The organism is Aliidongia sp., from assembly GCF_035943795.1.
GTDB lineage: Bacteria > Pseudomonadota > Alphaproteobacteria > ATCC43930 > CGMCC-115725 > Aliidongia.
On sequence record NZ_DASZBY010000034.1, the window covers coordinates 169604 to 181957 of the forward strand.

Genomic DNA, 12354 nt, shown 5'->3' on the forward strand with positions numbered 1-12354 from the left:
CGTCCGATCAGGCCTCCGGTGCCGCGCCATCTTCCTCGGCGAACCAATGGGCGCGGGCGGCCATGATGATCTCGTTGGCCTGCTCCTCGGACATCTTGGTCACGTCCTTCAGCAATTCGATCAGCTCGTCGCTGGCAAGGTCGCCCAGGTCGTCCAGCGTCTTGATGCCGTTCTCGCCGAGCTTGGCGGCCATGCCGAGACTGAGGCCGTCGAGCTCGATCAGCGCATCCTCGACGCCCAGTTCCTGGCGGCGCTGCTCGAAGAGGGCGTTCTGCTGTTCGAGGAAGCTCAGGGCGCGAGCCTGGAGTTCGCCCGCGACATCCTCGTCGAAGCCTTCGATGCCGGCGAGTTCGTCGAGCTGCACGTAGGCCACTTCCTCGACCGAGGTGAAGCCTTCGTTGACCAATAGATGGGCAATGACATCGTCGACGTCCAGGGCCTCGATGAACAAGGCGCTGCGCGACTGCGTTTCCGCGGTCCGGCGCTCGCTCTCCTCGGCCTCGGTCAGGATGTCGATGTCCCAGCCGGTCAGCTGCGAGGCGAGGCGCACGTTCTGCCCGCGGCGGCCGATGGCGAGCGACAGCTGATCGTCGGGCACCACCACTTCGATGCGGCGCTGCTCCTCGTCCATGACGACCTTGGCGACCTCGGCGGGGGCCAGCGCATTGACGACGAAGGTCGCCGGATCCTGCGACCAGGGAATGATGTCGATCTTCTCGCCCTGCAGCTCGGCCACGACGGCCTGGACGCGGCTGCCGCGCATGCCGACGCAGGCGCCGACCGGATCGATCGAGCTGTCGTTCGAGATCACGCCGATCTTGGCGCGGCTGCCCGGATCGCGCGCCACGGCGCGGATCTCGATGATGCCGTCGTAGATTTCCGGCACTTCCTGGGCGAACAGCTTGGCCATGAATTGGGGATGGGTGCGCGACAGGAAGATCTGCGGGCCGCGGATCTCGGGGCGCACGTCGTAGATATAGGCGCGCACGCGCTCGCCCTGGCGGAATGTCTCGCGCGGCAGCAGCTCGTCGCGGCGCAGCATCGCCTCGGCACGGCCCAGGTCGACCACGACGTTGCCGAACTCGACGCGCTTGACGAGGCCGTTGACGATCTCGCCGATGCGATCCTTGAATTCGCGGTACTGACGCTGACGCTCGGCGTCGCGCACGCGCTGCACGATCACCTGCTTGGCGGTCTGGGCGGCGATGCGGCCGAAATCGATCGGCGGCAGCGGATCGGTGATGAAATCGCCGACCTGGGCCGACGGATCATGCAGCTGCGCCTCTTCTAGGCTCATCTGGGTCGCTTCGTTCTCGATCGGATCGGCGACCTCGCGAAAGCGCATCAGCTTGATTTCGCCCGTCTTGCGGTCGATCTCGGCGCGGATGTCGTATTCCTGGCCGTACTTGGAGCGGCCGGCCTTCTGGATGGCCTGCTCCATCGCTTCCAGCACCTCGTCGCGCTCGATGCCTTTGTCGCGCGCGACCGTGTCGGCGACCAGCAGGAGCTCGGGGCGGGCGGCGAGTGACTGTTCCATGATCGGTCTCACATAACTTCTGTCAGCGAGGGCGTTTCCGCCCGGCTCGTACGGTGTATCAGGCGGCGGGGTCTTCTTCGGGCTCGTCGCCCGGCAGCGGATCTTTGGGGGCGAAGGCCTTCAACAGCGCATCGGTCAAGAGCAGCTTCGCTTTGCGGACCTCGGTGAAGGGCACGGCGACCGTGGCCTTGTCGTCGGTCACGGTGAGGCGATCCTGCTCGTCGATGCCGACGATGACGCCCTTGAAGCGCTTGCGGCCGTCGATCAGGCGCTCGCTTTCGAACTTCGCGTCGAAGCCGGCGTATTTCCTGAAATCTTCGCGGCTGATCAGCGGGCGGTCGATGCCGGGCGAGGTCACTTCCAGCGTATAGGCGAGCTTGATCGGGTCCTCGACGTCGAGCAGGGCCGAGACGGCGCGGCTGATGTCGGCGCAATGCTCCACGTTCATGCCCGAGCCGTCGGCGGGTTCCGCCATGATCTGCAGAACCGGGCGACTGCCGCCACCGAAACTGACGCGCACCAGGCGAAAGCCCATGCTCTCCAGCGACGGTGCGATCATGCGCTCGATGACCTCGACTTCCCTCAACAGCGACCCTTTCCGGTATGGCGACGGGAGCGGCCGGGCCGCTCCCTCTCGAAAACTGAAAGCAGAAACGAAAAGTGGGCCCGCAGGCCCACCGATCAAGCTAACCAACCATCGGTGGGATTAGCAGCGCCGCATAATAGTCGGATGTTGCGGGACTGCAAGCAAACTCGTGGCACCGATCGCGCGGGCCTGCCGCGCGCACCTGTTCGGGATTTCCTCCAGTCCCGGGGGGTGGCAGGATCGCCGGATGGAACGAGAACCCCGCGTCGGCTGCGGCGCCGCCATCATCGTCGACGGCCGGATCCTGTTGATCCGGCGCCGGCACGCGCCCGAAGCGATGCATTGGGGCCTGCCCGGCGGCAAGGTCGAATGGCTGGAGCCGGTCGTCGCCGCCGTCGCGCGCGAGGTGCGAGAGGAACTGGGCATCGTCATCGAGCCCCGGCGCCTGCTGTGCGTCTGCGACCAGATCGACCAGGCCGCCGGCACCCACTGGCTGGCGCCGGTCTATCGGGTCGACCGCTACGAGGGCGAGCCCCGGGTGATGGAGCCGGACAAGCACCTCGCCTGCGGGTGGTTCCCGCTGGACGCGCTGCCGGTGCCGCTGACGGCGGCGACGAGGATGGCACTGGTGTCGCTGGTCTGACGTCCCCCCATCCCGTCACCCCCGGGCTTGACCCGGGGGGCCGCGTGCATCAGCCGATCCGGTCCTACGAGGTATTCCTCCGGGGGACGAATTTGGTCGGAAATGGCGGTTATTGTCGAGCCACCCGCTTGAACCGCAAGAACGCCGGCCGTCGTCCTTGCGTGATCGCTTTCGCCTCGTAGCGCGTCTGTGGCCAGTCTTCCGGGCGTTCGCGCCAGTCGGCGGGGCCGCGGGCCAGCCATTCGAAGTCGGGATGCGCGGTCGTACGGGCAAGCATCCAGCGCAGGTAATCGACATGGTCGGTGCCGAGGCGCAGTTCCGCGCCGTCGACCATCAACTGGGCCAGCCGGTCGAGCGTCTCGGTCGAGACCAGGCGGCGCTTGTGGTGCCGGACCTTGCGCCAGGGATCGGGGAACAGGATGAACACGCGGTCGAGCGACGCCGGCGGCAGGATGTCGAGCACCTGCCGCGCGTCCTCCGTCACGACGCGGATGTTCGTGCTGCCGGTGCGGGTGACGTGGCCCAGCATCGTGACGATGCCGTTCTCGAACACTTCGCAGCCGATCAGGCCGATATCGGGGTTGCGCTCCGCCTGCGCCGCCAGATGCTCGCCGCCGCCGAAACCGATCTCGAGCCAGACGACCCGCGGCTTCGCCGGAAAGATGCCGTCCGGGCCCTTGGCCGCAAGTTCGTCGAGCGGGAGTTTCAGGCTGGGCAGCGCCTCGTCGAGTAGGCGCTGCTGGTTGGCGCGCAGCTTGTGGCCGCGTCGCCGCCCATGCAGACGGTCGCGACGGGGGACCGTCGCGTCCGTTTCGTCCATTTAGCCGAAAACGCGCTTCAGCTCGTCGACCAGGTCGAGCTTTTCCCACGAGAAGCCGCCGTCCGCCTCGGGCTTGCGACCGAAATGGCCATAGCTCGAGGTGCGCGTATAGATCGGCTTGTTCAGGCCCAGATGGGTCCGGATGCCGCGCGGCGTCAGGTTGACCAGCTCCTGCAGCACGGTCGAGAGCTTCTCTTCGTCCACATTGCCGGTATTGGCGGTGTCGATATAGACCGACAGTGGATGCGACACACCGATCGCGTAGCTGAGCTGGATCGTGCAGCGGTCGGCGAGACCGGCACCGACCACGTTCTTGGCCAGGTAGCGCGCGGCATAGGCGGCCGAGCGGTCGACCTTCGTCGGATCCTTGCCGGAGAAGGCGCCGCCGCCATGGGGCGAGGCACCGCCGTAGGTGTCGACGATGATCTTGCGGCCGGTCAGGCCTGCATCGCCGTCCGGACCGCCGATGACGAAGCGGCCGGTCGGGTTGACGTAGAACTTGTCCTCCGGGCACATCCAGCCTTCCGGCAGGGCGGCCATCACGTGCGGACGGACGATCTCGCGCACTTCGGCGACGTCGATCGTGTCGGAATGCTGGGTCGAGACCACGATCGAGGTGGCGCCGACCGGCTTGCCGTTGCGGTACTGCAGCGAGACCTGGCTCTTGGCGTCGGGGCCGAGCAGCGAGGACTGGCCATCCTTGTGACGGGCCGTTGCCATCGAATGCAGGATGGTGTGCGCGTACTGGATCGGCGCCGGCATCAGCTCTTCGGTCTCGCGCACGGCGTAGCCGAACATGATGCCCTGGTCGCCGGCGCCTTCGTCCTTGTTGCCGGCGGCGTCGACGCCGACGGCGATGTCGGCCGACTGCTCATGGACGTAGCATTGGATCTCGGCATTCTTCCAATGGAAGCCGGCCTGCTCGTAGCCGATGTCCTTGATCGCCTGGCGGGCGGTCTCGATCAGCCGTTCCGACGTGACCGAGGCGGGGCCGCGGACTTCGCCGGCCAGCACGACGCGATTGGTCGTGGCCAGGGTCTCGACGGCGATGCGCGCCTGGGGATCGGCGCCCAGGTACAGATCGACGATCGAATCCGAGATCCGATCGCAAACCTTGTCCGGATGGCCTTCGGAAACGGATTCGCTGGTGAAAACGTAGTCGGTCTTGACCAAGGTCAACCTCTCATCGATGACGGCTTTCCCTGACGTCGGCCCCTTGCCGACCGGTGGGCGCACGACGGCCCAAGTCGCCAATCATGTTGGCGGCCGCCTTTCTTGCGAGAGAGGTTGGCTTCCCGTCAAGGGATTTGGTGATTCGACCGACGCGATGCTCAATTGTCCGAGCTGTCGTCACCCTCGACCGGCGCCAGGACCTTGGCCAGTTCGAACAGGCGGCGGCGCACCGACGGGTCGGCGATCCGATAATAGGCGCGTACGAGTTCGAGCGTCTCGCGCCGTGCCATGGGTTCCGCTTCGAAGGCGGCGGCCGGTGGGGGCGTCAGCCCCTGGCTCTGCTGGATCTGACGCATGGCCGTGACAGTGTCCGGGCTCATTTCGCCGAAGAAGAACTGCACCGGCACGTCGAGCACGCCGGACAATTCCCACAGGCGCGAGGCACCGATGCGGTTGGCGCCGCGCTCGTATTTCTGAACCTGCTGGAAGGTGAGGCCGATCGCCTCGCCCAACCGCTCCTGGGACAGGCCGAGCAAGGTGCGCCGCAGCCGGACCCGGGCACCGACATGGACGTCGATCGGGTTCGGCCGGTCCAACTTGGGACGGCGGCGGACGGGCGCTTTGCGCGGGGGCGGGCCGGAAAGATTTTGAGCCATGAACCAACAACCTGACGCTGATGAATGCAATGCGGAAGCACGCACCGCTCTTCTTCCAACGCATCGATCGATAATCGGTTCCTCGGCGGTTTCGCTCGGATCAGCGCCTGCGCGCCAGAACAAGGGCCGCGCCGCCTGTGACAAAAATCAGGAGAAAGAGAATGAGGTCGCCCCAACGGCCGTAGAGAGTGGCGGTCGGCAGGCCCGCCGGCAGCGGCACGTCGAGTACGCCCGATCGGCCGAGTCCGAGGCTGGCCAGCACGCGGCCATGGGCGTCGACCACACCTGAAATGCCGGTGTTCGCGGCACGGACCAAGGGCAAGCCCTCCTCGACCGCACGGGTGCGCGCGATGGCGAAATGCTGATGCGGTCCGGTCGAGGTGCCGAACCACGCATCGTTGGTGACGTTCAGGATCCAGGCCGGGCGGTGCTGCTCGTTGATCACCTCATGGGGAAAGATCGCTTCGTAGCAGATGATCGGCCCGGCCGGCGGCAGGGCGCCGAGCGCAATCGTCGCAGGGCCGGGCCCGGTCGAGAAATCGAAGCGGCGGGCGACGATCTGGTTGAACTTCAGGTATTTGTGCAGCGGCACGTATTCGCCGAACGGGACCAGGTGGAACTTGTCGTAGCTCGAGACCAGGGCGCCGGTCCGATCGATCGCCGAGATGTTGTTCCACGCCTTGAAGTCATCGCCGGTGCCCTGCTGCATGCGCAGGGTGCCGGTGATGACCAGGCCGTCCTTGGGCACGACCTCCGCGATGGCGGCCCGGGCATCGGGTTCCAGGTTGAGCGGGAAGCCGACGGCGCCCTCGGGCCAGATCTGGGCGGTGACCTTGTCGGCGCCGGGGCTGCGGGCCAGCGCCAGCAGCCGGAAGAACCGGTCGCGCTCCAGCGCCTGGCTCGACACTGCGGTCTGTTCGAACGCCGGCTGGACCAGGCGCAAAGTGACGCCGGCGACCAGCGGGTCGGGGCCGTCGGCCAGGCGCAGGCCGCCCCAGATCAAGGCCGCGGCGAGGCCAACGAGGCCGACGAGCGGGGCCAGGGCCGGCCGGCCGGCGTCGCCCAGGCGGGCCGGCAGAGCCGCGACCAGCACGGTCAGCAGGCTGACGCCATAGATGCCGATCAGCGAGACGGACTGCAGCCCGGCCAGCAGCGGCAATGCGTCGCCCGACCAGGCATAGCCGATGAGCACCCAGGGAAATCCGGTCAGGATATGGCCGCGCAGCCACTCGAACAGGCCCCATGCGGCGGCGAGCGCCAGGATGCGCCCGACGCCGGGGCGCCAGAAGAAGCGCCGGGCGAGAGCGAGGGCAGCGCCGTTGAACAGCGATAGCAGAGCGGGCAGGCCCAAGAGCGCGATCGGCACCATCCACCAGAACTGCGCGATATCGACGAACATCGCCTCCGCCGTCCAGTAGAGGCTAGGGACGTAGAATCCCAGGCCCCACAGGAACCCGTCGGCGAAGGCGCCGCGCCAGCCGGGGCGGCCGTCGGCCAGCCAGACCAGGCCGGGGAAGGCCAGGAACAGCAGCGGCACCAGGTTGAACGGCGGCATGCTTGCCGCGGCCAGCACGCCCAGCAGGATGGCAATGCCGGCGCGGCGCCAGCCCGTGGCCTGCCCAATCCGGCGGGCGAGACGCGGCAAGGCGGCGCCGAAATCGCCGCCGGCGCGAACCTGTGCTTCCTCAGATATCATCGCCGGCCGGTTCGATCTTAGGCGCACGCCGGACACGCAGGCGGCGCAGGCGACGCTGGTCAGCGTCCAACACCTCGAACACGATGCCCGACGGATGCTCGATCCGCTCGCCGCGCAACGGCACGTGGCCGGCCAGCATGAAGATCAGGCCGCCGACGGTATCGACCTCCTCTTCGGCATTGACCAGCAGCAGGCGGATGTCGAGCGCCGTCTCCAATTCCTCGATCGGCGTGCGCGCATCGACGATCAGGCTGCCGTCGGCCCGCTCCAGGATATGCGCCGGCTCGGTCTCGTCATGCTCGTCCTCGATGTCGCCGACGATCTCCTCGACCAGGTCCTCGATCGTGATCAAGCCGTCGATGCCGCCGAATTCGTCGACCACGAATGCCATATGGACGCGCTGCTGGCGCATCTGCGACAGCAGGTCGAGGACGCGCGAGGAGGGCGCCACGAACAACGCCTTGCGCAGCAGACGCGGCAATGGCGCGGTCTTGCCGGCGGCGACGTAGCCCAGCACGTCCTTGACGTGGATCATGCCGACCACATGGTCGAGATCGCCCTCATAGACCGGCAGGCGCGAATGGCCCTCGTCGATCAGCAGCTTCACGACGTCGGCGAACGGCGTGGCCAGATCGACCGCCACGATGTCGACGCGCGGCACCATCACGTCCCAGGCCGCCAGATCGCGCAGCTTCAGCACGTTTTCGATGAGCGCGCGCTCGTGGCTGTCGAAGGCCGCGGTGCCCTCGGCATCGGGGTCGTCGTTCTCGGCGGCCGCCCCGCTGGTCCATCGCTTGAAGCGATCCCACAGCGTCGGCTGCTCGCCGTCACGGGCCTTCGGATAGGAGGCGTCAGTCATCGATCGCGCCTGCCAGCTCTGTCACGTAGGGATCGGCGATGCCGAGCCCGGCCAGGATGCGGATCTCGAGCGCTTCCATCCGCTGGGCCTCATCCTCGTCCAGATGATCGTACCCCAGAAGATGCAGCACGCCATGCAGCACGAGATGGGCGACATGGTCGGCGAACCGCTTGCCCTGCCCGCCAGACTCGCGCTCGCAGGTTTCATACGCAAGGGCAATGTCGCCCAATTCGAGCGGCACGCCGACGAACTCCGGTTCCGGCACCATGCCCTCGGCGGTTTCCGTTGCCGGAAACGACAGCACGTTGGTCGGATTGTCCTTGCCGCGCCACGTACGGTTCAACTCGTGCACGGCAGCATCGTCGGTCAGGAGGATGCTGATGCCGGCCGGGCCGATGCCCGGGCAGGCGGCCTCGAGCGTCCGTCGGGCCAGGGCGGCGATCCAGACCTCGGTGTCGGGCAGCGCGCGATGCCAGCTCTCCGCCTCGACCGAGACGAGGATGGGAACGTCGCTCATGGGACCGGGCCAGGCTCCACGACGGGGTTCTCCGCATCGCGGGCTGCCGTGCGTTGGCGGTCGCGGGCGTTGTAGGCATGGACGATGCGCTGGACCATCGGATGGCGCACGACGTCGTCCTCGCCGAAGCGGACGGTCGCCACACCCTCGACCCCTTCGAGCGTGTCCAGCGCGTCCTTCAGGCCCGATTGGGTGCCGCGCGGCAGGTCGACCTGGGTGAGATCCCCGGTCACCGCCATCCGCGAGCCTTCGCCCAGCCGGGTCAGGAACATCTTCATCTGCACGGCGGTTGTGTTCTGCGCCTCGTCCAGGATGACGAAGGCATGGGCCAAGGTCCGGCCGCGCATGAAGGCGAGCGGTGCCACTTCGATGTCGCCGTTGCCCAGCCGCTTCAGGATCTGGTCGGCCGGCAGCATGTCGTGCAACGCGTCATAGAGCGGGCGCAGGTACGGATCGACCTTGTCCTTGAGGTCGCCCGGCAGGAAACCCAGGCGCTCGCCCGCCTCGACCGCGGGGCGCGACAGGATGATGCGCTGGACCTGGCCAGTCATCAGCATGTCGACGGCGGCGGCGACCGCCAGATAGGTCTTGCCGGTGCCGGCGGGGCCGAGCCCGAACACCAGGTCGTTCTGGCGCAGGGCCTGGATATAGGAGCGCTGTGTGACAGAGCGCGCGGTGATCTGGCGCTTGCGGGTGCGGATCGCCAATTCCGGCTCGGGCGGCGGCAGGGGCGCCGCGTCGGGCCGGCGCGGCTCGGTCGCGCGGGCCGGCACGATGCGCAGCACGGCGTCGACCTCTGCCTGGTCGAGCTCGACCCCGCGCCTCAGCCGGTCATAGAGCGTCGTCAGCACGATGCGCGCCTGCTCGACCGCGGAGGCCGGGCCATCGATGGTCATGACGTTGCCGCGCGCGGTCAGGCGGACGCCCAGGCGCCGCTCGATCCGGTCGAGATGCTGGTCATGCTCGCCGACCAGGTGGGCCAGCAGGGAATTGTCGTCGAACGCCATCTGCACGGATGGCTGCTCCGGCAGGTCGGGGGCGGGGCTCATGCTGCGTTCGCCGTTTCGTCGCCGACCAGCACCAGGTCTCCGCCCAGGCTCTGCAGGGTGGCGTCGGTGATATGGACCGGCTGGATCGTGCCGATCAGGCGCGGGTCGGCCAGCGCGTGAACGCCCTGCAGGTACGGGCTGCGGCCGATCAGCTGGCCTTCGTGGCGGCCGGGCTTCTCGAACAGCACGGGCAGGGTCCGGCCGATCATGCCGGCGAAGAACGCGCGCTGCCGGCGCTCCAGCACGTCCTGCAGCTCCAGCAGGCGCGCCTGCGCGAGGTTGTCCGGCACCTTGTCCTCGATATTGGCCGCCGGCGTGCCGGGACGTGGCGAATAGCGGAACGAGAAGGCCTGGACGAACCCGACCTCCTCCACGAGATCCATGGTTGCCCGGAAATCCTCATCGCGCTCGCCGGGGAAGCCGACGATGAAGTCGGACGAGAACACGATGTCGGATCGGGCCGCGCGGAAGCGGTCGATCAGGGTCAGATAATGGGCGGCGGTATGCTTGCGGTTCATCGCCTCCAGGATCCGGTCGCTGCCCGACTGGACCGGCAGGTGCAGGAACGGCACCAGTTGGGCCAGGTCGCCATGGGCCTGGATCAGCGCGTCGTCGACGTCGCGCGGGTGTGAGGTCGTGTAGCGGATGCGCTCCAGCCCGGGGATCTCCGCCAGTGCATAGGCCAGCTGCGCCAGGCCCCAGGTGCCGCCGTCCGGCGCCTCGCCATGGTAGGCATTGACGTTCTGGCCCAGCAGGTTGAGCTCGCGCGCACCCGCGGCGACCAGCCGGCGCGCCTCGACCATCACGGCCGCTGCCGGTCGCGAATATTCCGCACCGCGCGTGTAAGGCACGACGCAGAAGGTGCAGAACTTGTCGCAGCCTTCCTGGATCGACAGGAACGCCGACACGCCGGGCGCCACGCTCTCGGTCGGAAGGAAATCGAACTTCGCCTCGGCCGGGAAATCCGTGTCCAGGATGCCGCGGCCCTTGCCGTCGGGACCGGGCGCGGTGCGGGCGGCGCGGGCGACCATCTCGGGCAGGCGGTGATAGGTCTGCGGACCCAGCACGATGTCGACATAGGGTGCGCGGCGCATGATCTCCGCGCCCTCGGCCTGGGCGACGCAACCGGCGACGGCGATGATCATGTCGCCATCGGTCTTCGCCGATTTCAGCGGCCTGAGGCGGCCCAGTTCGGAAAACACCTTCTCCTCCGCCTTCTCGCGGATGTGGCAGGTGTTGAGGATGACCATGTCGGCGCCGTCGGGCGTATCGGACGGGCTGAAGCCGAGCGGCGCCAGGACGTCGGCCATGCGTGCCGAATCGTAGACGTTCATCTGGCAGCCATAGGTCTTGATATAGAGCTTCTTGGTCAAAGCGACCTCGGGTCCTGGCAAATCATCGGTCTGTCCAACGGGTGCCGTCAGGCCGCGACGGCGGCAGTCTGGGTAGGGACGGGCTCGATGCCCCGGCCGCTGTTGGCGCGGGCCAGCGCGTCGGCAATCACCTTCTCGCAATGTTCGGCCAGTCGCTTGCGCGAACCCAGCGCCTCGACCGTCACGGGCTCATGGAACTCGACCATGATCTCCGTCAGGCCCAGGCCCGCCAGATGCCAGAGATGGTCGGCGAGCGCCATGTCGCCGTACCAGGCGAAATAAGGGCGCATATGGCGCCCGATCGGCGTGCCGTTCAAGCTGACATAAGCGACGGTTACCGGCTGTACCGCCAGCGCATGGCCGTCGACCTGGATCTCGGCGGCGCTGAACAGCGCGCTCTTGAACGGTCTTAGCCGGTTGCCGTCGTTGCTGGTGCCTTCGGGAAACAGGATCAGGTTGTCGCCGGCCTGCAACCGGCCGGTCAGGCTGTCGCGCTGCTGCGCGGTCGAGCTGCGCACCCGGCGCTCGACGAACACGGTGCGCTGCAACTGCGCCAGGATGCCGAACACGGGCCAGCTCTTGACCTCGCTCTTGGCGACGAACGAGCCGGTGATGAGCGCGCCCAGCACCTCGATGTCGATGTAGGACGCATGATTGGACACGAACAGCGTCGGCCGCGCGGTCGAAAGCCGTCCGCGCACCGTGACGCGCAGGCCCAGCACCCGGCAGACCAGGCGATGATACAGCCGCGGCAGGTGCCGGCTGACGCCGCGCCAGCCGAAGGCGAGCGACAAGGCCTGGAGCGGGAGCGTGGTGGCCGTCACCAGCAGATAGCCCGTGAGCCGGGCGAGGCTCAGGCCGTTGGTCGCGAGCTTGGTCACGCGTCGAGCGAGCCCATCGGCGGCTCAGCCGGGCTTGCGGTCGGTGCCGTTGATCGGCACGGCATAGAGCTCCAGCCGATGGCCGACCAGCTTGTATCCGAGCTCCTGCGCGACCCGATGCTGCAGCTCCTCGATAACCGCGTTCTGGAATTCGATGACACGGCCCGACTGGACGTCGATCAGATGATCGTGATGGTCCGCCGGCCGCTCCTCGTAGCGCGCCCGACCGTCGCCGAAATCATGGCGTTCCAGGATGTTCGCCTCTTCGAACAGGCGCACCGTCCGGTACACCGTCGCGATCGAGATCTTGGGATCGACCACGGTCGCGCGGCGATATACAGCCTCGACGTCCGGGTGATCGTCGGCTTCCGATAGGACGCGCGCGATGACCCGACGCTGGTCGGTCATCTTCAGCCCCTTGTCGATACAGACCTGCTCTAGGCGCGAAACCATTCCCACATCCGCCATTAACGCGTCGAAGCCGCCGAACTATATCGAAACCCGGGCCGGCAGCCTACGGCCAATCGAGGATGGCGCAAATGCGCGGGCCTGGATGCCGGTGAA

Annotated in this window: 13 protein-coding genes; 1 reads left to right on the forward strand and 12 read right to left on the reverse strand. The window is 67.5% G+C overall.

Annotated features, from left to right (window positions below):
- Nucleotides 1-7: 7 nt before the first annotated feature.
- Both nusA and rimP read right to left on the reverse strand, forming a co-directional pair.
- On the reverse strand, nt 8-1537 hold the full coding sequence (nusA, locus tag VGV37_RS05410; RefSeq protein ID WP_326878605.1) for a transcription termination factor NusA: 1530 nt from the start codon (nt 1535-1537) through the stop codon (nt 8-10).
- A gap of 58 nt (nt 1538-1595) precedes the next feature.
- Nucleotides 1596-2123, reverse strand: coding sequence for a ribosome maturation factor RimP (gene rimP / locus VGV37_RS05415; protein ID WP_326878606.1), 528 nt, complete (start codon nt 2121-2123; stop codon nt 1596-1598).
- Nucleotides 2124-2370: 247 nt separating this feature from the next.
- Between rimP and VGV37_RS05420 the strand changes: the two genes are divergently transcribed.
- Entirely contained in the window at nt 2371-2766 is a 396-nt protein-coding gene (locus VGV37_RS05420) for an NUDIX domain-containing protein (protein ID WP_326878607.1), read from the forward strand.
- A 109-nt stretch (nt 2767-2875) separates the two neighbouring features.
- On the opposite strand, the gene trmB is transcribed toward VGV37_RS05420, so the two are convergent.
- The 10 genes from trmB to VGV37_RS05470 all read right to left on the reverse strand — a co-directional run bounded on the left by trmB (nt 2876) and on the right by VGV37_RS05470 (nt 12243).
- Complete coding sequence (trmB, locus tag VGV37_RS05425; RefSeq protein ID WP_326878608.1) at nt 2876-3586, reverse strand: tRNA (guanosine(46)-N7)-methyltransferase TrmB; 711 nt, start codon at nt 3584-3586, stop codon at nt 2876-2878.
- Complete coding sequence (gene metK, locus VGV37_RS05430) at nt 3587-4759, reverse strand: methionine adenosyltransferase (protein WP_326878681.1); 1173 nt, start codon at nt 4757-4759, stop codon at nt 3587-3589.
- A gap of 158 nt (nt 4760-4917) precedes the next feature.
- On the reverse strand, nt 4918-5415 hold the full coding sequence (locus VGV37_RS05435; protein ID WP_326878609.1) for a helix-turn-helix transcriptional regulator: 498 nt from the start codon (nt 5413-5415) through the stop codon (nt 4918-4920).
- Nucleotides 5416-5515: 100 nt separating this feature from the next.
- Complete coding sequence (gene lnt / locus VGV37_RS05440; protein WP_326878610.1) at nt 5516-7111, reverse strand: apolipoprotein N-acyltransferase; 1596 nt, start codon at nt 7109-7111, stop codon at nt 5516-5518.
- Nucleotides 7101-7970 carry a hemolysin family protein gene (locus VGV37_RS05445; RefSeq protein ID WP_326878611.1) on the reverse strand — a complete coding sequence of 290 codons (870 nt, stop codon included), beginning with the start codon at nt 7968-7970 and terminating at the stop codon, nt 7101-7103. Before VGV37_RS05445 ends, lnt begins: the two co-directional genes overlap by 11 nt.
- Nucleotides 7963-8487, reverse strand: a complete 525-nt coding sequence (gene ybeY / locus VGV37_RS05450) for an rRNA maturation RNase YbeY (RefSeq protein ID WP_326878612.1) — start codon at nt 8485-8487, stop codon at nt 7963-7965. Before ybeY ends, VGV37_RS05445 begins: the two co-directional genes overlap by 8 nt.
- Nucleotides 8484-9536, reverse strand: coding sequence for a PhoH family protein (locus VGV37_RS05455; RefSeq protein WP_326878613.1), 1053 nt, complete (start codon nt 9534-9536; stop codon nt 8484-8486). The genes ybeY and VGV37_RS05455 overlap by 4 nt, the downstream gene beginning before the upstream one ends.
- Nucleotides 9533-10909 (reverse strand): tRNA (N6-isopentenyl adenosine(37)-C2)-methylthiotransferase MiaB, encoded by a 1377-nt coding sequence (miaB, locus tag VGV37_RS05460; RefSeq protein WP_326878614.1) that lies wholly within the window; start codon nt 10907-10909, stop codon nt 9533-9535. The genes VGV37_RS05455 and miaB overlap by 4 nt, the downstream gene beginning before the upstream one ends.
- Before the next feature lie 47 nt (nt 10910-10956).
- Nucleotides 10957-11790 carry a lysophospholipid acyltransferase family protein gene (locus VGV37_RS05465; protein WP_326878615.1) on the reverse strand — a complete coding sequence of 278 codons (834 nt, stop codon included), beginning with the start codon at nt 11788-11790 and terminating at the stop codon, nt 10957-10959.
- A gap of 24 nt (nt 11791-11814) precedes the next feature.
- Nucleotides 11815-12243, reverse strand: a complete 429-nt coding sequence (locus tag VGV37_RS05470; RefSeq protein WP_326878616.1) for a Fur family transcriptional regulator — start codon at nt 12241-12243, stop codon at nt 11815-11817.
- Nucleotides 12244-12354: the final 111 nt, after the last annotated feature.

Bases quoted from the DNA above. Each gene is read 5' to 3' on its own strand.
- VGV37_RS05435 (WP_326878609.1), bottom strand. From the start codon at position 5,415: ATGGCTCAAAATCTTTCCGGCCCGCCCCCGCGCAAAGCGCCCGTCCGC.
- VGV37_RS05445 (WP_326878611.1), bottom strand. From the start codon at position 7,970: ATGACTGACGCCTCCTATCCGAAGGCCCGTGACGGCGAGCAGCCGACG.
- trmB (WP_326878608.1), bottom strand. From the start codon at position 3,586: ATGGACGAAACGGACGCGACGGTCCCCCGTCGCGACCGTCTGCATGGG.
- lnt (WP_326878610.1), bottom strand. From the start codon at position 7,111: ATGATATCTGAGGAAGCACAGGTTCGCGCCGGCGGCGATTTCGGCGCC.
- VGV37_RS05420 (WP_326878607.1), top strand. From the start codon at position 2,371: ATGGAACGAGAACCCCGCGTCGGCTGCGGCGCCGCCATCATCGTCGAC.
- VGV37_RS05455 (WP_326878613.1), bottom strand. From the start codon at position 9,536: ATGAGCCCCGCCCCCGACCTGCCGGAGCAGCCATCCGTGCAGATGGCG.
- VGV37_RS05470 (WP_326878616.1), bottom strand. From the start codon at position 12,243: ATGGTTTCGCGCCTAGAGCAGGTCTGTATCGACAAGGGGCTGAAGATG.
- nusA (WP_326878605.1), bottom strand. From the start codon at position 1,537: ATGGAACAGTCACTCGCCGCCCGCCCCGAGCTCCTGCTGGTCGCCGAC.
- ybeY (WP_326878612.1), bottom strand. From the start codon at position 8,487: ATGAGCGACGTTCCCATCCTCGTCTCGGTCGAGGCGGAGAGCTGGCAT.